23 protein-coding genes are annotated in these 25,865 nt (G+C 68.5%); 17 read left to right on the plus strand and 6 right to left on the minus strand.

Going from position 1 to position 25,865, the window contains the following annotated elements:
* Positions 1-75: 75 nt before the first annotated feature.
* The 3 genes from dapD to CHB64_RS07900 form a co-directional block, all read right to left on the minus strand.
* Positions 76-918, minus strand: a complete 843-nt coding sequence (dapD, locus tag CHB64_RS07890) for a 2,3,4,5-tetrahydropyridine-2,6-dicarboxylate N-succinyltransferase (protein ID WP_089412080.1) — start codon at positions 916-918, stop codon at positions 76-78.
* Complete coding sequence (locus CHB64_RS07895) at positions 915-1,631, minus strand: pyrimidine 5'-nucleotidase (RefSeq protein ID WP_089412081.1); 717 nt, start codon at positions 1,629-1,631, stop codon at positions 915-917. The genes dapD and CHB64_RS07895 overlap by 4 nt, the downstream gene beginning before the upstream one ends.
* 73 nt (positions 1,632-1,704) lie before the next feature.
* Positions 1,705-2,718 carry a DUF1036 domain-containing protein gene (locus CHB64_RS07900; protein WP_089412082.1) on the minus strand — a complete coding sequence of 338 codons (1,014 nt, stop codon included), beginning with the start codon at positions 2,716-2,718 and terminating at the stop codon, positions 1,705-1,707.
* Positions 2,719-2,832: 114 nt separating this feature from the next.
* Between CHB64_RS07900 and CHB64_RS07905 the strand changes: the two genes are divergently transcribed.
* Positions 2,833-5,046, plus strand: a complete 2,214-nt coding sequence (locus tag CHB64_RS07905; RefSeq protein ID WP_089412083.1) for a primosomal protein N' — start codon at positions 2,833-2,835, stop codon at positions 5,044-5,046.
* Positions 5,047-5,051: 5 nt separating this feature from the next.
* On the opposite strand, the gene CHB64_RS07910 is transcribed toward CHB64_RS07905, so the two are convergent.
* Complete coding sequence (locus tag CHB64_RS07910) at positions 5,052-5,378, minus strand: YnfA family protein (protein ID WP_089412084.1); 327 nt, start codon at positions 5,376-5,378, stop codon at positions 5,052-5,054.
* Between the two features lie 82 nt (positions 5,379-5,460).
* On the opposite strand from CHB64_RS07910, the gene CHB64_RS07915 reads away from it, so the two are divergent.
* Genes CHB64_RS07915 through CHB64_RS07930 form a run of 4 tightly spaced genes read left to right on the plus strand, consistent with a single transcriptional unit; the run spans position 5,461 to position 8,391 of the window.
* Positions 5,461-6,234 (plus strand): ComF family protein, encoded by a 774-nt coding sequence (locus tag CHB64_RS07915; RefSeq protein WP_089412085.1) that lies wholly within the window; start codon positions 5,461-5,463, stop codon positions 6,232-6,234.
* Between the two features lie 27 nt (positions 6,235-6,261).
* Positions 6,262-6,522 carry a glutaredoxin 3 gene (grxC, locus tag CHB64_RS07920; RefSeq protein ID WP_089412086.1) on the plus strand — a complete coding sequence of 87 codons (261 nt, stop codon included), beginning with the start codon at positions 6,262-6,264 and terminating at the stop codon, positions 6,520-6,522.
* Between the two features lie 5 nt (positions 6,523-6,527).
* Positions 6,528-7,385: a carbon-nitrogen hydrolase family protein gene (locus tag CHB64_RS07925; RefSeq protein ID WP_200815287.1), complete on the plus strand. Its 858-nt coding sequence runs from the start codon at positions 6,528-6,530 to the stop codon at positions 7,383-7,385.
* A complete protein-coding gene (locus CHB64_RS07930; RefSeq protein WP_089412088.1) occupies positions 7,369-8,391 on the plus strand; it encodes a hypothetical protein in 1,023 nt (340 codons plus the stop codon). Before CHB64_RS07925 ends, CHB64_RS07930 begins: the two co-directional genes overlap by 17 nt.
* On the opposite strand, the gene CHB64_RS07935 is transcribed toward CHB64_RS07930, so the two are convergent.
* Positions 8,388-9,050: a Fe2+-dependent dioxygenase gene (locus CHB64_RS07935; RefSeq protein WP_089412089.1), complete on the minus strand. Its 663-nt coding sequence runs from the start codon at positions 9,048-9,050 to the stop codon at positions 8,388-8,390. The genes CHB64_RS07930 and CHB64_RS07935 overlap by 4 nt on opposite strands.
* A 154-nt stretch (positions 9,051-9,204) precedes the next feature.
* Here CHB64_RS07935 and CHB64_RS07940 point away from each other — a divergent pair, with 154 nt between their 5' ends.
* Both CHB64_RS07940 and CHB64_RS07945 read left to right on the plus strand, forming a co-directional pair.
* Positions 9,205-9,681 (plus strand): DUF1178 family protein, encoded by a 477-nt coding sequence (locus CHB64_RS07940; protein WP_089412090.1) that lies wholly within the window; start codon positions 9,205-9,207, stop codon positions 9,679-9,681.
* Between the two features lie 86 nt (positions 9,682-9,767).
* Complete coding sequence (locus CHB64_RS07945; protein ID WP_089412091.1) at positions 9,768-11,510, plus strand: patatin-like phospholipase family protein; 1,743 nt, start codon at positions 9,768-9,770, stop codon at positions 11,508-11,510.
* An 86-nt stretch (positions 11,511-11,596) separates the two neighbouring features.
* On the opposite strand, the gene ubiG is transcribed toward CHB64_RS07945, so the two are convergent.
* Positions 11,597-12,370 (minus strand): bifunctional 2-polyprenyl-6-hydroxyphenol methylase/3-demethylubiquinol 3-O-methyltransferase UbiG, encoded by a 774-nt coding sequence (gene ubiG, locus CHB64_RS07950; RefSeq protein ID WP_089412092.1) that lies wholly within the window; start codon positions 12,368-12,370, stop codon positions 11,597-11,599.
* A 239-nt stretch (positions 12,371-12,609) separates the two neighbouring features.
* On the opposite strand from ubiG, the gene CHB64_RS07955 reads away from it, so the two are divergent.
* The 10 genes from CHB64_RS07955 to CHB64_RS08005 all read left to right on the plus strand — a co-directional run bounded on the left by CHB64_RS07955 (position 12,610) and on the right by CHB64_RS08005 (position 25,771).
* Positions 12,610-13,869: an aspartate kinase gene (locus CHB64_RS07955; protein ID WP_089412093.1), complete on the plus strand. Its 1,260-nt coding sequence runs from the start codon at positions 12,610-12,612 to the stop codon at positions 13,867-13,869.
* Between the two features lie 162 nt (positions 13,870-14,031).
* Positions 14,032-16,338 carry a phosphoenolpyruvate--protein phosphotransferase gene (gene ptsP, locus CHB64_RS07960; RefSeq protein ID WP_089412094.1) on the plus strand — a complete coding sequence of 769 codons (2,307 nt, stop codon included), beginning with the start codon at positions 14,032-14,034 and terminating at the stop codon, positions 16,336-16,338.
* Positions 16,339-16,474: 136 nt separating this feature from the next.
* Positions 16,475-17,311 carry a TonB family protein gene (locus tag CHB64_RS07965; protein ID WP_143265969.1) on the plus strand — a complete coding sequence of 279 codons (837 nt, stop codon included), beginning with the start codon at positions 16,475-16,477 and terminating at the stop codon, positions 17,309-17,311.
* Between the two features lie 94 nt (positions 17,312-17,405).
* A complete protein-coding gene (ispG, locus tag CHB64_RS07970; RefSeq protein ID WP_089412096.1) occupies positions 17,406-18,536 on the plus strand; it encodes a flavodoxin-dependent (E)-4-hydroxy-3-methylbut-2-enyl-diphosphate synthase in 1,131 nt (376 codons plus the stop codon).
* A gap of 119 nt (positions 18,537-18,655) precedes the next feature.
* Positions 18,656-19,729 (plus strand): peptide chain release factor 1, encoded by a 1,074-nt coding sequence (gene prfA, locus CHB64_RS07975; protein ID WP_089412097.1) that lies wholly within the window; start codon positions 18,656-18,658, stop codon positions 19,727-19,729.
* Positions 19,730-19,877: 148 nt separating this feature from the next.
* On the plus strand, positions 19,878-20,723 hold the full coding sequence (prmC, locus tag CHB64_RS07980; protein WP_089412098.1) for a peptide chain release factor N(5)-glutamine methyltransferase: 846 nt from the start codon (positions 19,878-19,880) through the stop codon (positions 20,721-20,723).
* Between the two features lie 332 nt (positions 20,724-21,055).
* Positions 21,056-21,613, plus strand: a complete 558-nt coding sequence (locus CHB64_RS07990) for a DUF4167 domain-containing protein (protein WP_089412100.1) — start codon at positions 21,056-21,058, stop codon at positions 21,611-21,613.
* A 122-nt stretch (positions 21,614-21,735) separates the two neighbouring features.
* Positions 21,736-22,755, plus strand: coding sequence for a phytanoyl-CoA dioxygenase family protein (locus tag CHB64_RS07995; protein ID WP_089412101.1), 1,020 nt, complete (start codon positions 21,736-21,738; stop codon positions 22,753-22,755).
* Between the two features lie 128 nt (positions 22,756-22,883).
* Positions 22,884-25,541, plus strand: a complete 2,658-nt coding sequence (gene clpB, locus CHB64_RS08000) for an ATP-dependent chaperone ClpB (RefSeq protein ID WP_089412102.1) — start codon at positions 22,884-22,886, stop codon at positions 25,539-25,541.
* Between the two features lie 23 nt (positions 25,542-25,564).
* A complete protein-coding gene (locus tag CHB64_RS08005) occupies positions 25,565-25,771 on the plus strand; it encodes a hypothetical protein (RefSeq protein WP_089412103.1) in 207 nt (68 codons plus the stop codon).
* The last annotated feature ends 94 nt before the right edge of the window (positions 25,772-25,865 follow it).

The following is a 25,865-nucleotide window of genomic DNA, read 5'->3' on the forward strand; positions in this document are numbered from 1 at the left end:
ACGCAGCCCTCTCCGCGAGGCGTTATCCGTCCGTAAACGACTTACGCGCGCGGCCGCGAGCCGCGCGGAAGGGGATTATCCCCGCAAGAGCTCGTTGACGCTGGTTTTCGCGCGGGTTTTTTCGTCGACCCGCTTGACGATGACGGCGCAGTAAAGGCTGGGCCCGCCCTTGTCGGAGGGGAGCGTTCCAGGCACGACGACCGAATAGGGCGGAATTTCCCCGTAAAGAACGTCGCCCGTCGCCCGGTCGACGATCTTCGTCGAGGCGCCGAGATAGACGCCCATCGACAGCACCGCGCCCTCGCGCACGATCACGCCTTCGGCCACTTCCGAGCGCGCGCCGATGAAGACGTGATCCTCGATGATCACCGGATTCGCCTGCAGGGGCTCCAGGACGCCGCCGATGCCGACGCCGCCGGATATGTGGCAGTTCGCGCCCACCTGCGCGCAGGAGCCGACCGTCGCCCAGGTGTCGATCATCGCCCCCTCGCCGACATGGGCGCCGATATTGACGTAGCACGGCATCAGCACCGCGCTCGGCGCGATATAGGCCCCGCGCCGCACGGTCGCCGGCGGCACGGCGCGGAATCCGGCCTTGCGAAAGTTTTCCTCCGTCCACGAAGCGAATTTCGTCGGAACCTTGTCCCACCACGGGCCCGGCGCGCCGTCGACGAGACGGTTGTCGTTGAGCCGGAACGACAGAAGGACGGCCTTCTTCAGCCACTGATTGACGCGCCAGTCGCGCCGGTTCGCGCCGCCGGTCTCGACCGGTTCGGCCACGCGCGCCGCGCCGCTGTCGAGCAGGCCGAGCGCGGCTTCGACGGCGTCGCGGACTTCGCCCTTGGCGTCGAAGCCTATATCGGCGCGTTTTTCCCAGGCGGAGTCGATGATGCGGGCAAGGTCGGTCGTGTCGGTCATCGAAGGGCTTCTTTTCTGCTGGAATTCGCGGCGATTCGGGCGAGGAATCCCGCAAGGTCGTCCGTAACATGATGGACATGGGGATGCGAGTCGCCCGGCCGGGCGGGGCGCTTGTCCGCCGGCTCGTCGGCGACCCAGTCGGCCGAGGAGCACACGAGCACGGTCGTTATGCCGAGCGCCGACGGCGTTTCGAGATTATGCGCCAGGTCCTCGAACATCGCCGCGCGGGACGGCTCGACGGCGAAGGCGGCGATGAACCGCTCATAGGTCTCGCGACGGGGCTTGGGCGCGTAGCCGGCGGCCTTGATGTCGAAAATCCCGTCGAAGGCGCCGGCGAGGCCGAGTTTCTCCGTCACGCGCTCGGCGTGCCGCGCCGATCCGTTGGTGAAGATGTATTTGCGCCCCGGCAGGGCGGCGATTCCGGCGGCGAGTTCGGGATGCGGCGCGACCGGCGCGAGGTCGATGTCATGCACGAAATCGAGAAAATCGTCCGGCTCGACGGCGTGTTCGCGCATCAGCCCAGCCATGGTCGCGCCGTAGCGGACGTAATAGCGTTTCTGCAGCCGGCGCGCCTCCTCGGCCGGCAGTCCCAGCCGCGCGCGGATGAATTCCGCCATGCGCGCGTCGATCTGCCGGAACAGATGACAGTCGGCCGGGTATAGAGTGTTGTCGAGGTCGAACACCCAGCGGTCGATATGGGCGAGGTCGGACATGAGAAACTGAAAACCAGAGGCCGGAAACGTCGAATCCGGACATCTGGTCGCCGGATTCGGGGTTCTTTCCTTCTCACTGCGCCGGCGGGGCGACGAACATGTCCTCGACGAAATCGAAAGTGGCCGAAGGGGCGGCGCCGATCTCGAAGCGGCGGAAGACGGCTTCGTCATATTCCTGATCGGCGCATGCCGCTTCGCTCGATATGGCGAATTTGACGGCGTTGACGCAGAACGTCCTGTCGCCGCCGGCGAGGCGACGCTCTGCGCGGCCTTCCTCGATCACGCCGTAGACGTAGAAATGATCGTGCGCGAGCGCGCCCTTGATGACCTTCGCGCAGTCGCCGGGCTCGATCTTCCACCAGCCTTTGGAGACGTAGACGCCGTCCTTTTCCGGCTCGGCGATGGCGGACCAGACCGGCGCGCTGGCCTTGTTGCAATAAAAGAAGCCGAGCTTCGCCTCGCGCGCGTTGGCGTCCTCGATGAGCGCGTCGATCACCGCGTCGTCGATGACCGCGCCTTCGCTGAGTCCCTTTTCGGCGCGATAGGCCGCGAGCGCGCGCTGGGTGTCGCGCCCGAGCGCGCCGTCGATCGCCCCCACTTCCTTGCCGAGGTCCCTGAGAAGGCGCTGAACGCCCGCGACCTCGGCGCTGTAGACGGTGTAATTCGACGCTTCGGCGAAGTCTGTCTGCCAGGTTCCGCCCGCCTCCGGCGTCACCTCGACGTCGAAGAAGCTGCGCTGGCGCGTCGGGTCGTCGCGGCAGACTTCCTGATTGCGCAGGTTGAAGAAGCCGGCGTTCTCCACGCAAAGCGGCGTTTCGCCCGACCACGACCGCAGGGGGCCGCGATGGCCCGGAATCGCCTCGGCGTAGACGAAATACCGGCCCGGATTGGCGGGCTCGGTCAGCACCACCTTGCACTGGCCCGGCCGCAGACGCCACCAGCCGCGGGTGGCGAGCCGATCGCCGTCCACATAGCCGATCGCCGCCGACAGCGCGTAGCTCGTCTTGTTGCACAGACTGTACTTGGCCTGCGCCGGCGCGGCGGCCATGGCGAGCGAGGCGGCGAAAGCGGCGAGAAGAAAACGCATTGCGATGGGTCCGCCATTACGCGAAAAGGAGCGCCGGCGCGCAGCCGCCGAAAGCGCGCGCTAATTCAGCCGAATCCGGCGGCCGGATCAAGCGTGAGGGCGAACGCGGAAACGATGCGTGACACGAGGACCGCCGCCGACGCGCCGGCGCCGCGCGACGGCGGGCGCGTCAAGGTGCTGTTTCCGCTGCCGCTCTACAAAGCCTACGACTATCTCGCCGAAACCTCGGCGGGGCTCGCGCCGGGCGTCTGGGTGCGCGCGCGCTTCGGGCCCAACCGCCTCGTCGGCGTCGTCTGGCCCGCCCGCGAGGACGAGGAGCCTGCGGTCGAGCCGGCGAAGCTGAAGCCGATCGAGGCTGCACTCGACGCCCCGCCGCTCGCGCCGGCGGTCATGGATTTCGTCGACTGGGTCGCGGCCTACACCATGTTTCCGCGCGGGTCCGTGCTGCGTCTGGTCATGCGGTCCGGCGACGCGCTCGCGCCGCCCGAGGGGCTGGTCGGCTATCGCCCCGCGGGCGCGCGCCCCGCGCGAATGACGCCGCAGCGCGAAGCGGTTCTGGCCGCGGCGGAAGGAGGCGTTCTGTCCGCGCGCGCGCTCGCCGCGAAGGCCGGGGCGAGCGAGAGCGTCGTGCGCGCTTTGGCCGCGGCCGGCGCGCTCGCGCCGGAGCCGATCGATCCGGACCCGCCCTTTCCCGCCCCCGATCCGGACCGGCCGGGCAAGGCTCTCTCGCCGGAGCAGCAGGCGGCCGCGCGCCGGCTCATCGACCTCATCGCGCGCGAGAAGCCGCGCCCCGTGCTTCTCGACGGGGTGACCGGCGCGGGCAAGACCGAGGTCTATCTCGAAGCGGTCGCGGCGGCCCTGCGCGCCGCCCCGGACGCGCAGGCCCTCGTCATGCTGCCCGAGATCGCGCTCACCCTGCCTTTTCTCAAACGGATCGCGGAACGCTTCGGCGCCGAGCCGGCGGCCTGGCATTCCGACCTCGGCGCCGCCCAGCGCCGGCGCGTGTGGCGACGCGTTCTCGACGGGAGCGCGCGGCTCGTGGTCGGCGCGCGCTCGGCGCTTTTTCTTCCGTACAGGAACCTTCGCCTGATCGTCGTGGACGAGGAGCACGAGGCCGCCTACAAGCAGGAGGACGGCGTCATCTATCAGGCGCGCGACATGGCGGTGGCGCGCGGCGCGCTGGGACGGTTTCCGGTCGTTCTCGCTTCGGCGACGCCTTCGCTCGAAACGGTCGTCAATGTCGATCAGGGCCGTTACGAAATGGCGCGGCTCGAAGCGCGCTACGGCGGGGCGCGCCTGCCTGACATCGCCCTTGTCGACATGCGCCGCGAGCCGCCGGAGCCGGGGCGCTGGCTCTCCCCCCCGCTCGCGCAGGGCGTCGACGAGGCGCTTGCGGCCGGCGGACAGGCGCTGCTCTTCCTCAACCGGCGCGGCTATGCGCCGCTCACCATCTGCCGGCGCTGCGGGTCCCGGATGAAGGCGCCGGATTCCGACACCTGGCTCGTCGAGCATCGCTTCGAGAACAGGCTGGTCTGCCATCACACGGGCTTTTCGATGCCGAAGCCGGAAGCCTGCCCGGTCTGCAACGCCGTCGGCGCGCTCGTCGCCTGCGGGCCCGGCGTGGAGCGCGTGGCGGAGGAGGCCGCCGAGCGCTGGCCCCAGGCGCGCCGCGCCGTGCTTTCCTCGGACGCGGCGGGCCCGGCGCAGATCCGCGCGATCCTCGACGCCATGCGCGACGGCGAGATCGACATTCTGATCGCCACGCAGCTCGTCGCCAAAGGCCATCATTTCCCGAATCTCGTTTTCGTCGGGGTCGTCGACGCGGACATGGGCCTTGCGGGCGGGGATCTGCGCGCGGCGGAGCGGACCTATCAGCTTCTCTCCCAGGTGGCGGGCCGGGCCGGGCGCGCCGAAAGGCCCGGCCGGGCGCTGTTGCAGAGCTTCTCGCCGGACGCGCCGGTGCTGCAGGCGCTGGCGAGCGGGGATCGCGACCTGTTTCTCGCCGCCGAGGCCGAAAGCCGTCGCCTGACGGGCTCGCCGCCTTACGGCCGGTTCGCCGCGATTTTGCTCCGTTCACGGAATGAGGCGCTGCTGAAGGAGGCCGCCGAGCGCCATCGCGCCGCCGTCCCGCGCGCGGACGGGGCCGAGGTCTGGGGCCCGGCGCCGGCGCCGATCTACCGGCTGCGGGGCGAGACGCGGATGCGCTTTCTCGTGAAGACCCGCCGCGACATCGACATCCAGGCTTACGTCCGTACATGGCTGAAGCGCGCGCGCCTTCCCGGCGCCGTGCGGCGCGTCGTCGATATCGATCCGTACACGTTCCTGTGACGGGCTCAGGCGGCGCGCGGGGCGAGCGCGATGATCGCCGCGCCGAGAAGACACACGCCGGCGCCCGCGAGATCCCAGCGGTCAGGCGCCTGCCTCTCCACGGCCCAGAGCCAGAACAGCGACGCGGCGATGTAGACCCCGTCATAGGCCGCATAGGCGCGCCCCGCGAAGGCGGGCTCGGCGCGGGCGAGGACGGCGGCGAAGGCTGCAAGGCTCAAAAGCCCCGGCAGGACCCATAGCGGCGAGCGGTCGAGCCGAAGCCAGGCCCAGAAAGCGAAACAGCCGGCGATCTCGAACAGCGCGGCGAAGAGATAGGCCAGGAAGGTTTTCATGCGCTCGTTCTTACAGGGGTTCGTCGGCGCATGCGACCCGGCGGGCGATTGCCGGCGCGCGCGGGCGTTGTAAGCTGACGGGATGGAATCGGGCCTGCTCCGCCAGTCGTTGCGCCGGGGACGGATGCTGGCGAGCCGCCTGCTCGACCTTCTCCTGCCGCCGCAATGTCCGATCACCGGCGAGCGGGTGGCCGCGCCGGGCCTTTTGAGCGCGAAGGGATGGGCGCGGCTCAAATTCATCGACGATCCGGTCTGCGCGCGCTGCGGGATTCCGTTCGCCCATGACTACGGGCCGGGCGCGCTGTGCGCGGCCTGCATCGCCGCCCCGCCGGCCTTCGATTCGGCTCGCGCGGCGGTGGTCTATGACGACGCCAGCCACAGGCTCGTCGTCGGTTTCAAGCATTCGGACCGGACCGAGCTTGCGCCCCTGTTCGCGCGCTGGCTCGCCCGCGCCGGCGCGCCCCTGATCCGTACGGGAACGATCCTCGTCCCGACGCCGCTGCACCCGCGCCGGCTGCTGGCGCGGCGCTACAATCAGGCGGGACTGCTCGCGGCGGGCCTCGCCCGGGCGACGGGGGCGGCCTATGCGCCGGAAATGCTGCGCCGCATACGCGCCACGCCGCCGCAGAAGACCCTGTCCGCGGAGGGGCGCCGGCGCAACGTGCAGGGCGCCTTCGTCGCGCCGGAGGCGCATCGGGCGGCGCTCGCCGGCGCGCACGTCGTCGTGATCGACGACGTGCTGACCACCGGAGCGACCCTGTCGGCCTGCGCCCGCGCCCTGAAGCGGGCGGGCGCGGCGCGCGTCGACGCGCTCGTGCTGGCCAGGGTTGTCAGGGCGGGAAAAGACGCCATATAGCCACGCTGTTCGCTGGAAAGGCCTTTCATGAAGCCGGTCACCGTCTACACCAAGCCGCTGTGCCCCTATTGCGTGCGCGCGCTGGCGCTTCTGAAGAAGAAGGGGGCGCCCGTGACCGAGATTTCGGCGGCTTTCGACCGGGAAAAGCGGGCGGAAATGCTTCAGCGCGCGAAAGGGCGCGCGACCTACCCGCAGATTTTCATCGGCGATACGCATATCGGCGGCTGCGACGAGCTGTTCGCGCTCGATCGCGCGGGCGAGCTCGACGCGCTGCTCGAGGCGGCGTGACGGCGATGGCGGCGCGCGAACCCTTTCTGGCGGCCTGCGTCCAGATGCGCGCCGGCCTGTCGCGCCGGCGCAATGTCGAGGACGCCTGCGCGCTCATCGCCGAGGCCGCGGGTCGCGGCGCGCGCCTCATCGCCACCCCGGAGATGACCAACGTTCTCGACCGCGACCCGGACCGGATGTTCGCCGATCTGCCGGAAGAGAAGGACCTCGAAGAAATCGAAACCTTCGCCGAGGCCGCCCGCCGGCATGGCGCGTGGCTCCTGATCGGCTCGATGGCCGTGCGGATCGGCGCGCGGCGCGCGGCCAATCGCGGCTTTCTCTATGCGCCGGACGGGTCGATCGCCGCGCGCTACGACAAGATCCACATGTTCGACGTTCAGCTGTCGGACGGCGAGACCTGGCGCGAGTCGAACGTCTATGCGCCGGGCGAGGAGGCGGTGGTCGTCGAAACGCCGCTCGCCGTTTTCGGCCTGACGATCTGCTATGACGTGCGCTTCGCGCGCCTTTACCGCACGCTCGCCCAGGCCGGCGCGCAGGTTCTGTGCGTTCCGGCGGCTTTCACCCGGCAGACAGGCGAGGCGCACTGGCATGCGCTTTTGCGCGCGCGCGCCATCGAGAACGGGGCGTTCGTCGTCGCGCCCGCCCAGGGCGGAAAGCACGAAGACGGACGGGCGACCTTCGGCCATTCGCTCATCGTCGACCCCTGGGGGAAGATTCTCGCAGAGGCCGAAGGCGACGCGCCCGGCGTGATTCTGGGCGAGATCGACCCGCAGAAATCGCGCGAGGCGCGAGAAAGAATTCCGAATCTCGGCCTTGAACGGGCCATGAAACTGCGCACGATCAGGCATGGCGAGCCGATTTGACCATCTACTGGCCGGCCTGGCCGGCGATATCGAAATTTATCCGCATCAGTTCGATCTGATCACGGATCGCGTTCTGCTTACGCGGATTCCGGCGAGCGCGCAGTCGGCCGCGGGCTTCCTCGACCAGCGCGCGCTTGCGCCGGATACGGAAGGCGCATGGTTCCCGTGGCGGGCGTTCGCGTCCGCCGCGGCGTCGATCTCCGACGGTCCGCTCGGATACATCTTCCATCTCGGCCATTGCGGTTCGACCCTTATTTCACGGCTGGTCGAAGCGGCTTCAGGCCGGCGCGCCCTGCGCGAACCCTTGCCGTTGCGGGTTTTCGCGTTCGAGGCGGCCGACTCGGCGGACGGCGCCGCGCTGTTGTCAGAGAACGAGCTTGACGGCAGGCTGGCCGACTTTGAGAAGGTCTGGTCGCGCGGCGGCGCGATTGTGAAGGCGACCAGCATCTGCAACGACCTGCTCGACCGTCGCCGCGACGATGCGCCCGCTGTCTTCATTTACATTGCGCCCTCCGTCTATCTCGCCGCCCTGTTGAGCGGCGCCAATTCGCAGACGGATCTTCGCGGGTTCGCGCAAATGCGTCACCGCCGGCTGAAGCGCCGCCATGCGGGTCTGGCGCCCCTTTCGACGCTGCGGCCGGGGGAGCTGGCGGCGATGTGCTGGCTCGCCGAGACGGCCGCGGCCGTTTCCGCCAGGAGGATGAGCCGCGTCGTCGATTTCGACGAATTTCTCAAGGAGCCTGCGCGGTCCCTGGCGGAGATCTGCAGAGCGCTGGATCTGTCCGTGGACGATGCGGCCGCGCAGGCGGCCGCAACAGGTCCGGCGATGAGCCGCTACGCCAAGGCGCAAGAACATCCCTATGACGCGACCCTGCGCGCCCGACTGCTGAATGACGCGCGGACGCGCTTCAGGAAGGAAATCGACGCGGGCCTGCGGTGGCTGGATCGAGAGGCGAAGGCGTTCCCAGAAGGCGAAGCGGCGATGCGGCGTTTCGCCGCCGGTTAGGTCGACCACATGCGATGGAGACTATGGCGTACGTGCTCGAGGCGCACGCGATTTTCCCAATCCATGTTCAGCCCTTCGAGCGCGGCGACTTCATTGAGCGTGTATAGAAGTTCGCGCCGGCGCTCGTCGACGATCTGGCTTTCGATGAAAGTGATCGCGACGAAACGCTCCCCGCTCGTCACCGGCTCCACCTCGTGAATGGTCGTGGACGGATAGACGATCGCCGAGCCGGACGGCCCCTTGATGCTGATGGGCTTGCTGCCGAGATGGATGACGAGCGCGCCGCCCTCATACTCGCCCGGATCGTTCAGGAAGATGGTGGCGGACACGTCCGAGCGCAGAGGTTCGGGCCGCATCGGCAGGAAGGCTGCGTCAGGGTGGCGGCCGTAGCGCATGCCGGGCTGATAACGGCACAACAGCGGGGGGCCTATCCGTCGCGGAAACGTGAAGTTTCTGAAGGTCTCGCTGCGCCAGAGCGCCTGGACAAGAATCTGGGAGGAATCGCGAAAGGCGGGGTCGTTATGGTCGACCTGAAGATTGTTCTTCGTCTGGTTGTGCGGGTTGCTGATCCTCCCGTCGAGGAAAGTCGCTCCCGCCGCGATTTTCTTGACGCGGGCGATCTCTTCCGGAGAAAGAACGTCTGGGATTTCGAGAAACATGGCTTTTGCGCGCTCCAACGAGGCGGTTTTTGAGGCATGAACGGCGCGCTTATGCAAGCCGGCATAACCGCGCAAGGCCGCGCCGGCTCCGCTGCAGCGCAAGGAGCGATCCTAGCGGCTTGAAATATCGCGGCAAACCATCAACATAGCGGCCATGATCAAATATCAGCTGCGGTGCGACGCAGAGCATGAGTTCGAAGGCTGGTTCCGGTCGAGCGCCGATTACGACGCGCAGGCCGAGCGCAGCCTGCTGGAATGCCCCGCTTGCGGTTCGAGCGCCGTCAGCAAGGCGATCATGGCGCCCGCCGTCGTTTCGGGCGGCGAGAAAGGCGCGGCCGAGGCCCGCCGCCGCGTCGCCGACGCGGTCAGGCGCGCGCGCGACTATGTCGAAAGGAATTTCGATTACGTCGGCGAGAAGTTCCCCGAAGAAGCCCGCAAGATCCACTATGGCGAGGCGGAGGAGCGCCGCATCTACGGCGAGGCCAGCGGAAAGGAAGTCCGCGCGCTGATCGAGGAGGGCGTGCCCGTCGCGCCGCTGCCCGCCGGGATCGCGCCGACTGCGGCCGCGCGCATGGATCGGGCCGGCGCGCCCGTCCCGCAGCGCAAGGCCGGCAAGAAGCCGCTCAACTGACGGCGTCCGCTTTTCCATTGGACCGCTGACGGTCGCCCGGCGCAGCCGGGTTGCGCGCGCCCGCGACGCAGCGCTACCTCTAGGCGATGACCTCTCCGCCGCTCGCGCGCCTGAAGGAACTGGCGTTCTTTCGCGATCTCGACGACGACACGACGGCCGAAATCGCCCGCCGCGGCCTGTGGTTTTCGCTCGCCGGCGGCTGGGAGCTGTTCCGCCAGGAGGCGCGCTCGCGGACGCTTTTCATCGTGCTTTCAGGGCGCCTGATCGTGGTGCGCGCCGGGGAGGCGGGCGAGGAGGTCGTCGGCTATGTGCGCGCCGGAGAGCCCGTGGGCGAGATGTCGCTGCTCGCCGACGAGCCGCATTCGGCCTCGGTCTACGCCCTGCGGGATACGGAGATCCTGGCGCTGGCGCGCGCCGATTTCGACGCGCTGCTCGACGCGCGCGCCGACTTCGCGCGCGCCCTCGCGCGCTCGGTTCTCCTCCGCGCGCGCCGTCCGCAATCGAGCTTCCGGCGGGCCGCGCCGCGGGTGTTCGCCTTCGTCGCCTCCTCGCCGTCGATCGACGTCGAGGCGCGCGCCCGCGCCGTCGCGCGCGCGCTCGAACGCTACGCCCTCAAGGCTTGCTGGCTCGGCGAGGAGCGGGCGGACGAGGCCTATCGCGGCTTCGAGGCGATGGAGTCGGGACACGACGTCGTCATCCTCGCCGCGCGCATCGCCGACACGTCCTGGTACAAGTTCGTTCTTCGGCATGCGGATCGGTTTCTGGTGCTCGCCCGCCGCGACGCCCGGCCCGCGCGCCCGTTTCCGCTAAGCCCGGACGAATCCTCGCCCGCGCGCAAGTTCCGCCTCGTCGATCTCGTGATGATCCATGAAGGCCTCGTCGCGTCGAGCCCCAGCGAATGGGCCGAGGCGATCGAGGCCAATCGCATCTTCCACTGGAGGGGGCCGGACACCGTTCACCGGCTCGCGCGCATCATCGGGGGAAAGTCCGTAGGCCTCGTTCTGTCCGGCGGCGGCGCGCGCGCCTACGCGCATATCGGCGCGGTCAAGGCGCTGCGCGAGCGCGGGGTGCCCATCGACTTCGTCAGCGGCGCGTCCATGGGCGCGATCATCGCGGCCTGCGTCGCGATGGGCTGGGGCGAGGAGGAGACGGACGCGCGCATCCGCGACGCTTTCGTCAGGTCGAATCCGCTGGGCGATCACGTGCTTCCCGTAGTGGCGCTCACCCGCGGCGCGCGGGTCGATGAGCGCCTTGAGAAGCATTTCGGCGACGCGATGATCGAGGATCTCGAAATCCCGTTCTTCTGCATCTCGTCCGATTTGACGAAAGGCGAAGCGCATGTGCATCGGCGGGGTCTTTTGCGCGCGGCGCTGCGCGCCTCGGTGGCGCTGCCGGGCATCCTGCCGCCGGTGGTGACGGACGGCGCGCTGCTGGTCGACGGGGCGGTGGTCAACAATTTTCCCGCCGACATGATGGCCGCGGCCCATCGCGGGATCACCATCGGGATCGACGTCGCGCAGGAAGCGACGATCCGCGTGGAGGACTTTCGCGACCCGCCGGGCTTTCTCGCCTGGGTGTGGCGCAACGGCTTTTCGAATCCGCCGCCGATCGTCAGTCTGCTGATGCGCGCGGCGAGCGCCCGCCAGGAGCGCGCCCGCGCTCTCCAGCCCGCCGACATCACCGTCGCGCCCGACGTGCCCGGCGTCGAGCTCAGGGACTGGAAGAAATACGACGTCGCCGTCGCCGACGGCTATCGCGCCGCCGCGCAGAAGCTGGAAGCCTGCTGGGCCCATCTCGCCCCCATCGTCGATGCGGCGAAGGAGGCTTGACGACTGCGAGGTCGATTCTGCTCAGCCAGCCGGCGCGATGCGCTTCGAAGCTGACTTGGCCTCGATCGGCGCAACGCTTGCTTGGCTCAAATGCGTTCGCTTCTCTTCACGGCCGTCACCATGTAGTTCACGTCCGTATCTTCGGTGACGCGCCACAGGTCGAGCAGCGGCTGATAGGAAACGCCCGCGGTCGCCGTGACGGTCATGCCGGCTTCGGCGAGCGGCGCCTTGACCTCCTCCGGCTTCAGAAACTTCCGCGGATCGTGCGTGCCGCGCGGCAGCCAGCGCAGGATGTATTCCGCGCCGATCTTGGCCAGCGCGAAAGCCTTCAGGGTGCGGTTGATCGTGGCGACGATCATGAGGCCGCCCGGCTTCACGAGCGCGGCCGAGTCCTTCAGGAACGCCGCCGGATCGGCGACATGCTCGACGACCTCGAGATTGAGCACGATGTCGAAAGGCGGCTCGCCGGCTTCGAGGAGGGCCTCAAGCGTCGCCGCGCGATAGTCGATGTCGAGCCCGGCCTCGGCCGCGTGCAGCTTCGCGACCTCGATATTGGCCGGCGCGGCGTCGATTCCGACGACTGTCGCGCCGAGCCGGCTCATGGGCTCGCAGACGAGCCCGCCGCCGCAGCCCACGTCGAGCAGCCGCAGCCCTTCAAGCGGACGCCGCGCGCGCCGGTCCCGCCGGAAATGGGCGCAGGCCGCGTCGCGGATATAGCCGAGCCGAATGGGGTTGAACTTGTGCAGCGGCCTGAACTTGCCGAACGGGTCCCACCATTCGGCGGCCATTTTCGAGAATTTCTCGATCTCGGCCGGATCGACGCTTGATCGCTGCGGGGTGGTTTCGGCGTCGGCTGGCATGATCTGCTCCTCTCGGCGCGGTCCGGGGCGCGGGTCGATAGTTTTCTTCACGCCTCGCTCAGGAAAATTCTCTTGCGCAGGCGCGCGGTCGATGCATTTAACGCGCGGGGCTCCCCTTTTCTGCGGAATTCTCTACAGAGATCGCCGCATTATACGTCCGAACGGCGGCGCGCGATCCGCGGCGAAGGCGCGCGTCCGGCCCGAAAGCAGGTTCTTCGCCCGGAATTCCGACGCAAGCCATGGCCCGCATCGTGATGAAATTCGGCGGCACCTCGGTCGCGGATCTCGAGCGGATCCGCAACGTGGCGCGCTTCGTGCGCCGCGAGGCGGAGGCGGGCAACGCCGTCATCGTGGTGGTCTCGGCCATGGCGGGCGAGACCAACAGGCTCGTCGCGCTGTGCAAGGAGGCGGGCGAGCCCGCGCCGGGGCTCGGCGCGCACGGGGTCGAATATGACGCGGTGGTCTCCTCCGGCGAGCAGGTGACCTCCGGCCTGCTCGCGCTGGTCCTGCAGAATCAGGGCCTGCGCGCCCGTTCCTGGCAGGGCTGGCAGATCCCGCTCGAAACCGATCTCGCGCACGGCAAGGCGCGCATCGCCGACATCGATCCCGAGGCGATCGGCGCGGCGATCGACGGCGGCGAAATCGCGGTGGTCGCGGGCTTTCAGGGCGTCGCCCCGGACGGGCGCATCGCGACGCTCGGGCGCGGCGGGTCGGACACCACGGCCGTGGCGCTCGCAGCGGCGGTCGGCGCGGCGCGCTGCGACATCTACACCGACGTCGACGGGGTCTACACCACCGACCCGCGCATCCATAAGCTCGCCCGGCGCATCGACCGCATCTCCTACGAGGAGATGCTGGAGATGGCCTCGGTCGGCGCGAAGGTCCTTCAGACCCGTTCGGTCGAACTCGCGATGGCCTATCATGTGCGCGTGCGCGTGCTGTCGAGCTTCGACCCGCCGGAGGCGCCCGGGCCCGGCACCATCATCTGCGACGAGGAAGACATCGTGGAAAAGAAAATCGTCAGCGGCATCACGCCCTCCCATGACGAGGCGAAGATCAGCCTGCTCGCCGTGCCCGACGAACCGGGCCGGGCCGCGGCGATCTTCACCCTGCTTGCGGACGCCAACATCAATGTCGACATGATCGTGCAGAGCCCGTCGCGCGCGCCGGGCCACGCCAACATCTCCTTCACGATTCCAGAGGCCGATCTCGACCGCGCCGTCGCGCTCCTCAGGGACGCGAAGGAGGCTCTCGGCTATTCTGCGCTGCAGAGCGACCGCAGCGTGGTCAAGATCTCGGTGATCGGCGTCGGGATGAAAAGCCACGCCGGCGTCGCCTCGGTGATGTTCAAGACCCTCGCTGACCGCGGCATCAACATCCAGAACATCTCGACCTCCGAGATCAAGATCAGCGTGCTGATCGATTCGCAATACGCCGAGCTCGCCGTGCGCGCGCTGCACCAGGCTTACGGCCTCGACCGCACGCCCGGCGCGCCCTGACGCGCGATGAAAGGGCGCGCCCTGCGCGCCGTTTCGAAGGCGGTCCGAAGGGCGCGGCGCGCGGCCGTCTCGCGCCAGGCGCGAACGCGCCGCCGCAATGACGCGGCGGCGGGGAAAACGAGACGCTTTCCCCGCGCGCTGCGTCGTTTATATGAGAGAGCCATGAGCCTCGAATACACACGGCCGCCCTATGGCGGGCATGGCGAGCGCGGCATCACCGTGCTGCTGCGCCGCATGCACGACGCCGTGGCGGAAGAAGCGACCGCGCAGGAGCGCCTCGACAAGCTCACGCGCATCATCGCCAGCCACATCGTCGCCGACGTGTGCTCGATCTATCTGCGCCGGCCCGACGACAGGCTCGAACTCTATTCGACGGAAGGACTCAACCGCGCGGCCGTTCACCAGACCGTGCTCGGCTGGGGCGAGGGCCTCGTCGGCCTGGTCGCCGCGACCCAGCGCCCGCTGGTGACGGCCGAAGCCCCGCTGCATCCGGCCTTCGCCTACCGGCCGGAGACCGGCGAGGACCCGCTTCACTCCTTCCTGGGCGTGCCGCTCATCCGTTCGGGCAAGGTGCTCGGCGTGCTCGTTCTGCAGAACAAGGCGAGCCGGCGCTACACCGACGACGAGGTGGAGGCCGCCCAGGCGCTGGCGATCCTGCTCGCGGAAGTGGCCGCCTCGGGCGAGCTCCTCGGCAAGGAGGAGACCGCCGCCGTCGGCGAGATGCTCCACCAGCCCGACCGGCTGCAGGGCGTCGGCGTGGCGCCGGGCGTGGCCATGGGCAAGGCGGCGTTCCACGAGCCGCCGCCGGCCCAGCACAAGGTCTTCGCGACCGACGTGGCGCGCGAGGCCCAGCGTCTCGAAGACGGGCTCGCCGCGCTCAGGGCCTCGGTGGACGGAATGCTGGCCGACGAATCGCTCGCCGGCGTCTCGCGCGAGGTGTTGGAAACCTACCGACTGTTCGCCTACGACCGCGGCTGGAAGGAGCGCCTGCGCGCCGCCGTCTTCTCCGGCCTGACCGCCGAGGCCGCGGTCGAGCAGGTCAAGGCGGAGAACCGCGCGCGGCTCAGCCAGGCGCGTGATCCCTATCTGCGCGAGCGCCTGCACGATCTCGATGATCTCGCCCACCGGCTGCTGCGGCATCTTTCGGGCGGCGGCGCGAACGGCCGCCGGCCCATTCCCGACCAGGCGATCGTCATCGCCCGCGCCATGGGCCCGGCCGATCTGCTCGAATACGACCGCGCGAAGCTCAAGGGCCTCGTGCTCGCCGAGGCGTCGGAGACCTCGCATGTGGCGATCGTCGCGCGGGCGCTCGAAATTCCGCTGGTGGCCGGCGTCGACGACGCGCTCGAGCGCGCCTTCGAGGGCGACGACGTCGTCATCGACGGCGAGACGGGCGAGGTGCATATCCGTCCGGGCCCGGACGTCGTGCAGAGCCTGCGCGAGAAGCAGGAGCTCCAGTCCGAGCGTCAGGCGGCGTTCGCCCAGGAGCGCGCGCTGCCCGGCGAGACCCGCGACGGCGTGCGGATCGAGATTTTCATGAACGCCGGCCTCGCGCTCGACATGCCGCATCTCGACGCGACCGGCGCGGCCGGAGTCGGGCTCTTCCGCACCGAGCTTCAGTTTCTCATCGGCTCGCAGCTTCCCAAGGTCGAGGCGCAGGAACGTCTGTACCGGGACGTTCTCGAACGCGCCGGCGGCAAGCCTGTCGTTTTCCGCACCGCCGATCTCGGCGGCGACAAGGCGGCCGCCTATATGAAGCGCCGCGTCGAGGGCAATCCGGCGATGGGCTGGCGCGGCCTCAGGATGGCGGTCGACCGGCCGGGTATCCTGCGCCCGCAGCTGCGCGCGCTGCTGGCGGCGGCGGCCGGGCGGGAGCTTTTCGTGATGTTCCCGATGGTCACCCTGCCTGCCGAGATCGACGCCGCGCGCGCGCTGCTCGATCGCGAGATCGCGCGCCGGGAAAGGCGCGGCAAGCCCTTGCCCGCCTCGATCCGGATCGGCGCCATGATCGAGACGCCGGCCGCGGCCTGGCGGCTGGAGGAGATCGCCGAAAAGGTCGATTTTCTCTCCGTCGGCGGCAACGATCTGGCGCAGTTCTATTTCGCCGCCGACCGCGATTCCGACATGGTGCAAGAGCGCTTCGATCCGCTCGAGCCGGGTTTTCTCACCTTTCTGCGGATGGTGATCGACAAGGCGTATCGCGCCGGCAAGCCGCTGTCCTATTGCGGCGAGCAGGCGGCCGACCCGCTGATGGCGGCGGCGCTGATCGGCCTCGGCGTCAGGCGTTTTTCGATCCCGGCCACGTCCGTCGGCCCTTTCCGGCGGCTGGTGCGCGCGATCGAGGCGGGCGCCGTGGCGGGCTGGCTGAAGGACCGTCTGGAAGGCGGCGCGCCGGACGGCGTCTCGCTGCGGGACGGGCTCGCCGCGCTTCTGGCCGATCAGGGCGTGCAGATTCAGCGCGCGCGCTAACCAAGAATTGGCGCCCTTGATGCTAAAGTGAATCGCGGGCCTCGCGGTTCCTTGCGAAAACGCGGCTGGCCGGTGTCAATTCGCGCCCGGTTGCGATAGCCTTTTCCGACCGGGCGGGCGTAAGGGCGTTGACGTGGTGTCGAACAACGGTTCCGCTGAAATCGTTAATATGGAGGCCGCGCGCGCGCGCCGCCGCGCCAGCGAGCTTCGCGCCGAGGACTTCGAATCGATCGGCGCCTATCTCAGGGCCGCGCGCGAGGCCTGCGGCCTTTCGCTCGAAGAGCTCTCGGCGCGCACGCATATCAAGACCGCCTTCCTCGACGCGATCGAGGAGATGGCCGTGCGCCGGCTGCCCTCGCGGCCTTTCGCCATCGGCTTCGTGAAGGTTTACGCCGAAACGCTGGAGCTCGATCCCGGCCCCGTCGTCGCCCGCTTCAAGGAAGAGGCGGGCTACGCCGGGCCCATCGATCCCGCGGCGGAGGCGATAGAGCGGCCCCGCCGCGCCGAGGTCGCGCCCGAGCGGCCGCAGATGTCGCTGATCGCGGTCTTTCTGGTGATTCTCTTCATCCTGTGGTGCGCCTGGCAGATCACGCGCCCCCGCCCGGCGACGACGCCGTTCAACATGCAGGGGGCTGCGAGCGAAGCCGTCCGGCCGGCGGACGCCGCCGACGATCCGATCGTTCCGGCCGCCCCGGCCGCCTTCGAGGCGCGGCTGGTCGAGCGAGTCGAGCCGGTCTATCCCCGACGCTGCGAGGCGGCCGCGGCGGACGTGGAATCGGTGGAGGTCGCCTTCAACGTGACCGCCCGCGGCGCGGTCACGGGCGCGCGCGTGGCCAGATCGAGCAACAGCTGCTTCAACGCGGCGGCCCTGAACGCCGCCCGCCGTTGGCGCTTCGAGCCGCGCAACGTGGACGGCGCGCCGCGTCCGGCCTACGATCTGCGCTACGTCTTCCGCTTCGAGCGGCCTCTCTAGCGCGGGCGCGTCGCGCAGCCGCTTTCCGCAGCGGGGCTTGACATCTCGGCGGGCGCCGTAATCTTGGCGCGCAGCCGGTAAAAGGCCGAATTCCATGTCCGTACGCCCCTGGCGCGATATCGAGCGCCGCAAATGCCGCCAGATCATGGTCGGGACCGTGCCCGTCGGCGGGGACGCGCCCATCGCCGTGCAATCGATGACGAACACCGTCACCTCCGACGTGCAGGCCACCATCCGGCAGGTCAACGAACTCGCCGAGGCGGGCGCCGACATCGTGCGCGTGTCCTGCCCCGACCCGGAGTCGACTGCGGCGCTGAAGGAAATCGTGAAGCATTCGCCGGTTCCGATCGTCGCCGACATCCACTTCCACTACAAGCGCGGGATCGAAGCGGCCGAGGCCGGCGCGGCGTGCCTGCGGATCAATCCCGGCAATATCGGCTCGGAAGCGCGCGTGCGCGAGGTCATCAAGGCCGCGAAGGATCACGGCTGCTCCATGCGCATCGGCGTCAACGGCGGCTCGCTGGAGAAGGACCTGCTCGAAAAATACGGCGAGCCCTGCCCCGAAGCGATGGTCGAGAGCGCGCTCGATCACGCGCGCATTCTTCAGGACAATGACTTTCACGAATTCAAGATTTCGGTGAAGGCGTCCGACGTGTTCCTCACCGTCGCGGCCTATCACGCCCTCGCCGAGGCGATCGACTGCCCGCTGCATCTGGGCGTGACCGAGGCGGGGGGCCTGAGGACCGGCGCGGTGAAATCCGCCATCGGGCTCGGCAGCCTCCTGTGGGCCGGCATCGGCGACACCATCCGCGTGTCGCTGTCGGCCGATCCGGTCGAGGAGGTGAAGGTCGGCTACGACATCCTGAAGTCGCTGGGGCTCAGGCATCGCGGGGTCAACGTCATTTCCTGCCCGTCCTGCGCGCGGCAAGGGTTCAACGTCATCGAGACGGTCGAAAAACTTGAAAAGCGCCTTGCGCATGTGACGACGCCCATGACTCTGTCGGTGATCGGCTGCGTGGTGAACGGGCCGGGCGAGGCGCGCGAGACCGATATCGGCTTCACCGGCGGCGGCGCCGGCAAGGAGCACGGCATGGTCTACATAAACGGCAGCCCGGATCACCGGCTCGACAACGACAGGCTCGTCGATCATCTCGTCGAGCTCGTCGAGAAGCGCGCCGCCGAGATCAAGGCGGAAGAGGAGAGGGCGGCGGTCGCGGCGGAGTAGCGAGCTTGAGGCCGCAGGCGCGCGCCGGAGTCGCCGCCCTGGCGCGCGTGCGCGTATCAGGGCCGGAGAAAGCGCGGCGACCGCGAGGCGAACGACCGCCTACTGAAAGATCAGCCTAGATGATACCCCAGGAAAAGCTCGACGCGCTCGTCCGCAAATTCGAGAGCATCGAAGCGAAAATGTCGACGGCGACAAAGCCGGAAGAAATCGTGCGTCTCTCGAAGGAGCACGGCGAGCTGAAGCCCGTCGTGGAGAAAGCCCGCGCGCTCACCGACGCGCGCCGGCAGATCGAGGAGCTCAAGGAGCTCGCCGAAAGCGACGATGCGGAGATGGCCAGGCTCGCCTATGACGAGCTGGTCGAGGTCAAGGAGCGCGCGCCGAAGCTCGAATATGATTTGCAGCTCATGCTGCTGCCGAAGGACAAGGCCGACGATTCGAGCGTCATCCTCGAAGTGCGCGCCGGCACGGGCGGAGACGAGGCGGCGCTGTTCGCCGGCGACCTTTTCCGCATGTATCAGCGCTATGCGCAGCTTCAGGGCTGGCGCGTCGAGGTTCTTTCCGCCTCCGAAGCGGAGATGGGCGGGTACAAGGAGATCCAGGCGAGCATTTCCGGCGACGGCGTCTACGCCAAGATGAAGTTCGAATCGGGCGTGCATCGCGTGCAGCGCGTGCCGGAGACGGAGACGCAGGGGCGCATCCACACCTCCGCCGCGACCGTCGCGGTTCTACCCGAGCCGGAGGAAGTAGATGTCGAGATCAAGGAGTCCGACCTGCGCATCGACGTCTTCCGCGCCTCCGGCCCCGGCGGTCAGTCGGTGAACACCACGGACTCCGCAGTGCGCGTCACCCATTTGCCGACCGGGATCGTCGTCAGCCAGCAGGACGAGAAGTCCCAGCACAAGAACCGCGCGAAGGCGATGAAAATCCTCCGCGCCCGGCTCTATGAGATGGAACGCGCGCGCGCCGAGGCCGAGCGCGCCGCCGCGCGCAAGGGCATGGTCGGCTCCGGCGACCGATCGGAGCGCATCCGCACCTACAACTTTCCGCAAAGCCGGGTGACCGACCACCGGATCAACCTGACCGTGCACAATCTCGACGAGATCCTGCGCGGCGACGGTCTCGGCCAGATCATCGACGAGCTGATCGCCCAGGACCGCGCCGACCGGCTCGCCGCGATGCAGGCGGAGGGATAAGGAGGATTCAGGGCTTAGGCTTTAGGAATTAGCGTAAGGGCGTCAAATCCTGATGCGGATGAATTGCGCGTCACAACGATCAAGAAAACCCTAGCCCTTAAACCTAACGCCTAAAACCTAAGCCCTGCCCCCTGACGCCTGAAACCTGATGACGCCGACGCTCGACCAATATACCCGCGCCGCCGCGGCGCGTCTCGGCGGTTCAGACACGCCGCAGCTCGACGCGCGCGTCATCGTCAAGCATGCGTTCGGGCTTGACGACGCGGGCCTCATTCTCGAAGCGGGACGCGAATTGACGGCGGAGGAAGTCGCAAGACTCGACGCGCTCGTCGCCCGCCGCGCCGCCGGCGAGCCGGTCGCCTATATCGTCGGCGAGAAGGAGTTCTGGGGGCTGAGCTTCCGCGTCGCGTCCGGCGTTCTCGTTCCGCGCCCGGATTCAGAGACGCTGATCGAGGCCGCCGCGCGGCGCCGTCCGCCGGAGGCGGCCTTGCGCATTCTCGATCTTGGGACGGGGACGGGGTGTCTCGTCTGCGCGCTGCTTCGCGCTTTCCCCAACGCGACCGGGATCGCCCTCGATCGCAGCGAAACCGCCGCGCGGCTCGCGCGCGCGAACGCCCGGAGGCTCGGGCTCGCCGCCCGGCTGACGGCGGTCTGCGGCGACTGGGGCGCGCCGATCGCGGGCCGCTTCGACCTCGTCGTCTCGAATCCGCCCTACATTCCCGAAGGCGACAGGGAAAAGCTGGCGGCGGGCGTGCGCGATCATGAAGACCCCGCCGCGCTGTTCGCCGGCCCCGACGGGCTCGACGCCTACCGCCGGATTCTGGGCGCCGCGCCCGACCTGCTCGCGGACGGCGGGTTAATGATTCTTGAACTGGGCGAAAGGCAGGATGGTCCCGTGGCCGCTCTGGCGCGGGGGGCGCTCCCGCAGGGGCGGATCGCGATCGAGGCCGACCTCGCCGGCCGCCCGCGCGCGCTTGTCATCGATCTGGCGTGATTTTCCGCGGACAAAAAAGTGTTTGAAATGCCATCCGGCCCCGTTATGATGCCCTCAAGACGAGCGAACGCGCCGATGGCGTCTTGCAGTTCCGACGCCGTTTCGCTTCGATGTCTTACTCCACGTAGGTCTGACTCGCCGGGCGCAGCGAAAGCTGCGGGGCGTGAAGCCCAAGCGCCGCAGGCGGACCGAACGGAATGTCGCCGAGGACGGGAAGTCTGCGGAAGACAGGGTTGCGCCGCGTCGCGGAGAACGCGCGGCGCAGGCGCGGAGCGGCGCTCCGCCCGCAGGGGATAACGCGCACTTTGAATGACGACAGATAGGAAAGTTCCATGAAGCGTGGCCGCAACCAACGCCGCCGGCAGGGCATGAATATTAACCGGGCCTTCGATTCGAACGGACCCGACGTTCGAATCCGCGGCACGGCGAATCAGATCTACGACAAATATCTCGCGCTGGCGCGCGACGCCTCGTCGGCCGGCGATCGCGTCAAGGCGGAAAACTATCTTCAGCACGCCGAGCATTATTTCCGGGTGCTGCGCGCCATGCAGCCCTCCGCGCCGACGCCGGCCGACCAGCCCGAGGACGACGGCGAGCAGCCGACGATCGGCGAGCCGCAGGAGCGCCAGCGCCCCGCCCCGCATCGTCAGAACGAGCCGGCCGCCGCAAATGCCGAGAAGAGCGCCGGATCGGGATCGGGGAATGGCGAGGCGCCCTCGGAGGGCTCGCGCGAGACTGCGGCCGAAGACGGGGAGGCCGCCGCCCGCCAGAACGGCGAAAGCGAAACGCGCCGCCGCCGCCGCCGGCCGCGCCGTCAGGGCGCCGCCGGCGCGGAGGAATCAGAGGCCGGCGAGCGCGAGGAAGAGGCCGCCCCGGCCGCGGCTTCCTGACGCCGGCGGCGAGGGCGGGCTGAGGGCGACCCCGGCCGATGGACTCCATCCCACGGGTCGGAATAAACGCGGGGGGCTTTTCGTCGTCCCGGAGCGAAGAGCTCTCGAATGAAAGGTCGCCTATGTCGGCGTCGTCGCGGCTTCTGCCTGGCGTTCCGCTCGTCGAGTCGCCCTTGTTCTCGTCGGCCCTCGACGAGATGAACCTGACCGAAAGCGAACGCGACATCGCCGTGCAGCTGAATGCGCGCGGCTACGCCGTATTCGACTTCCCTGATGACGAGCTCGATGCGCGCATCGAGCGCATCAAGGCGGCCCTGTCCGCGCATTTTCAGATCGACTTCGCGGACCCGCGAGCCGTCCGCGAGATCAAGGGCGGCCTGCGCATCCAGGACGCGTGGAAGCAGAACGAGGACGTGCGGGCGATCGCCTGCAACAGCCGCGTCATCGCGCTTTTGAGCAAGCTCTATGGCCGGCGGGCGTTTCCTTTCCAGACGCTGAACTTCCCCGTCGGCACGCAGCAGCACATGCACAGCGACTCCGTGCACTTCTCGAGCATCCCGGAACGCTTCATGTGCGGCGTATGGCTCGCCATGGAGGATGTGAGCCCCGACGCCGGCCCGCTCGTCTATTATCCGGGCTCGCATAAATGGCCGATCCTGACCAATGACGCGCTGAACCTGCGCCGGCTGCCCGAGCCGAGCCAGTCTGCGCAGAAGCCCTACGAGCCCGTCTGGCGCGCCATGACGGAGGAAGCCGGCCTCGCGCCCGAGCGCTTTTGCGCGCGCAAGGGCCAGGCGCTGATCTGGGCGGCCAATCTGCTGCATGGCGGCGACCGTCGAAACGATCTTGCGCTCACCCGCTGGTCCCAAGTGACGCATTATTATTTCCACGGCTGCGCCTATTACACGCCGGCCTATTCCAATCCCGCCATCGGCCGCCTCTGGCTGCGCGAGATCGAGGACGCGGCGACCGGCGCGCGCGTCGAGAACGTCTATATCGACGCGCCGATCCGCAGCCAGCTCCGTCATGCGGAGCCGACGCCTTCGCCGGGAGCAAGGCCTCTGTGGCGCCGACTGCTCGCGATGGGCGGCCGGCTCGCGCGCAAGGCCCGCGCCGCGCAGCCGCCGCCGCGGCGAAACTGATCGCCCGCCGCTTCGGCCCGCCGGCGGACGGGTTGTCGAACGCGGCTTCGTACCTATCTGTTAGAGCGAGGGCGCGTCGCCGAACCTCGGGGCGCGCCATGTTTTGACGCTCCGAAGAGGTCGAAGGGATGCAATTCGAGAACTATACGGACCGCGCCCGCGGTTTCATCCAGTCTGCGCAATCGATCGCGTTGCGCGAAAAGCACCAGCAATTCACCCCCGAACACGTCCTGAAGGCGTTGCTCGACGACGCCGAGGGGCTGGCGGCCAATCTCATCCGCAACGCCGGCGGCCGGCCCGATCAGGCGCTCGCCGCGACCGAGGCCGCGCTCGCGAAGCTGCCGAAAGTGGAAGGCGGAAGCGGCCAGCTCTATCTGGCGCCGGCGACGGCGCGCGTCTTCGCCGCGGCCGAGGAGCTCGCGAAGAAGGCGGGCGATTCCTACGTCACGGCCGAGCGCCTGCTCGCCGCGCTCGCCATGGAGCCGGATGCCGGCGCGAGCAAAATCCTCAAGGACGCCGGCGCGACGCCGGTCAAGCTCAATCAGGCGATCAACGATCTGAGAAAAGGCCGCACGGCCGACACCGCCTCGGCCGAGGAGGGCTATGACGCGCTGAAGCGCTACGCCCGCGACCTCACCGAAGCGGCGCGCGAAGGCAAGCTCGATCCCGTCATCGGGCGCGACGAGGAGATCCGCCGCGCCATGCAGGTGCTCTCGCGCCGCACCAAGAACAATCCCGTGCTGATCGGCGAGCCCGGCGTCGGCAAGACCGCCATCGTCGAGGGCCTGGCGCTGCGGATCGTCAACGGCGACGTGCCGGAAAGCATCCGCAACAAGCGGCTGCTCGCCCTCGACATGGGCGCGCTCATCGCCGGGGCGAAATATCGCGGCGAATTCGAGGAGCGCCTGAAGGCGGTGCTGTCGGAGGTCACCGGCTCGAACGGCGAAATCATTCTCTTCATCGACGAGATGCACACCCTCGTCGGCGCCGGCAAGGCGGAAGGGGCGATGGACGCCTCGAACCTTCTGAAGCCGGCGCTCGCGCGCGGCGAGCTGCACTGCATCGGCGCGACGACCCTCGACGAATACCGCAAGCATGTCGAGAAGGACGCCGCTCTCGCTCGCCGCTTCCAGGCGGTGTTCGTCGACGAGCCGACGGTGGAAGACACGATCTCGATCCTCCGCGGGCTGAAGGAGAAATATGAGCTCCATCACGGCGTGCGCATCTCCGACAGCGCGATCGTCGCCGCCGCGACCCTGTCTCATCGCTACATCGCCGACCGGTTTCTGCCCGACAAGGCGATCGATCTTGTGGACGAGGCGGCCTCGCGCCTCAGGATGGAGGTCGATTCCAAGCCTGAGGAGCTCGACGAGCTCGATCGACGCATCATCCAGCTCAAGATCGAGCGCGAGGCGCTGAAGAAGGAGAGCGACGCGGCCTCCCGCGACCGTCTCGAAAAGCTCGAGCAGGAATTGTCCGCGCTCGAAGAGCGCTCCAATGAGCTGACCGCGCGCTGGCGGGCGGAAAAGGAAAGCCTCGCCTCGGCCACGAAGCTCAAGGAAGAGCTCGATCACGCCCGCCAGGCGCTCGTCGACGCCGAGCGCCGGGGCGATCTCGCCCGCGCCTCCGAGCTCAAATACGGAACCATTCCCGAGCTCGAAAAGCGCCTCGCGGCCATCGAGAACCAGACCGGCCGCGACACCCTCGTTCATGAAGTGGTGGATGCGGAGCATGTCGCCGCGGTCGTCTCGCGCTGGACGGGCATTCCCGTCGACAAAATGCTCGAAGGCGAGCGCGAAAAGCTGCTCCGTATGGAGGAGAAGCTCGCCGAGCGCGTGGTCGGACAAACCGAGGCGGTGGAGGCGGTCTCGGCCGCCGTGCGCCGCGCGCGCGCGGGCCTCAAGGACCCGAACCGTCCGATCGGCTCGTTCCTGTTCCTGGGGCCGACCGGCGTCGGCAAGACGGAACTCACCAAGACGCTCGCCGAGTTCCTGTTCGACGACGAGGCGGCGGTGGCGCGCATCGACATGTCGGAGTTCATGGAGAAGCATTCGGTCGCGCGGCTCATCGGCGCCCCGCCCGGCTATGTCGGGTATGAAGAAGGCGGCGTGTTGACCGAAACCGTGCGCCGCCGGCCCTATCAGGTCGTGCTCTTCGATGAGGTCGAAAAGGCGCACCCGGACGTGTTCAACGTGCTCCTGCAGGTGCTTGACGACGGGCGCCTGACGGACGGGCAGGGCCATGTGGTCGATTTCAAGAACACGATCATCGTGCTCACCTCCAATCTGGGCGCGGAGCATCTGGCTTCCCTGAAAGACGGCGAAGACGTGGAGGCGGTGCGCGATCTCGTCATGGACGCGGTGCGCGCGCGCTTCCGGCCGGAGTTTCTGAACCGGCTCGACGAGATCATCCTGTTCCGCCGGCTCACGCGCGCGGACATGGGCGCGATCGTCGACATTCAGATCGGCCGTCTCGGCCGTCTCCTCGCCGACCGGAAGATCGAGCTTTCGCTCGACGAGGCCGCGCGCGGCTGGCTCGCCGAAGCGGGCTACGATCCGGTCTACGGCGCGCGGCCCCTGAAGCGCGTCATCCAGAAGGCGCTGCAGGACCCGATCGCTGAAATGATCCTCGCCGGCGAGGTTCGCGAAGGCGACCGGCTCGATGTTTCGGCGAACGGCGAGGGGCTTACGATCAACGGCCGGCCGGCGTCGAAACGTCCTGATGCGATCTTTCGCGGCGCCCGCGGGGGCGCGTCGACCCCGCCGCCCGGCGCCTTGTTGAATTAGAACGGCGCAGGAGGATCGTCCCGATGGCGGAAAAAGGCTGGTCGCCCGACAGGGAGGAGGCGCTGAAGGCGCTGATCCGCCAGACCATAGAAGCGGCTGGCGCGGACGATCCCGCCGTCCTGCCCCATCGCGTGAAAGAGCGCCTCAAGGGCCAGGCGACCGGCGACTTCGACGTCGAAGCCTATGTGCGCGCGGTGCTGAAAGAACAGAAGCGCAAGGGCGGCGCGTGAAGCGCGCCGTTTGAGAAGCGTCGGCGGGTCGACTGCGGTTCAAATCGAATTTCCTTTCCGCTCATTCCGGCTTTGGCCGGAATGAGCGGAAAAA

The sequence above is a fragment of the Amphiplicatus metriothermophilus genome, assembly GCF_900199215.1.
In the GTDB taxonomy this organism is placed as follows: domain Bacteria; phylum Pseudomonadota; class Alphaproteobacteria; order Caulobacterales; family Parvularculaceae; genus Amphiplicatus; species Amphiplicatus metriothermophilus.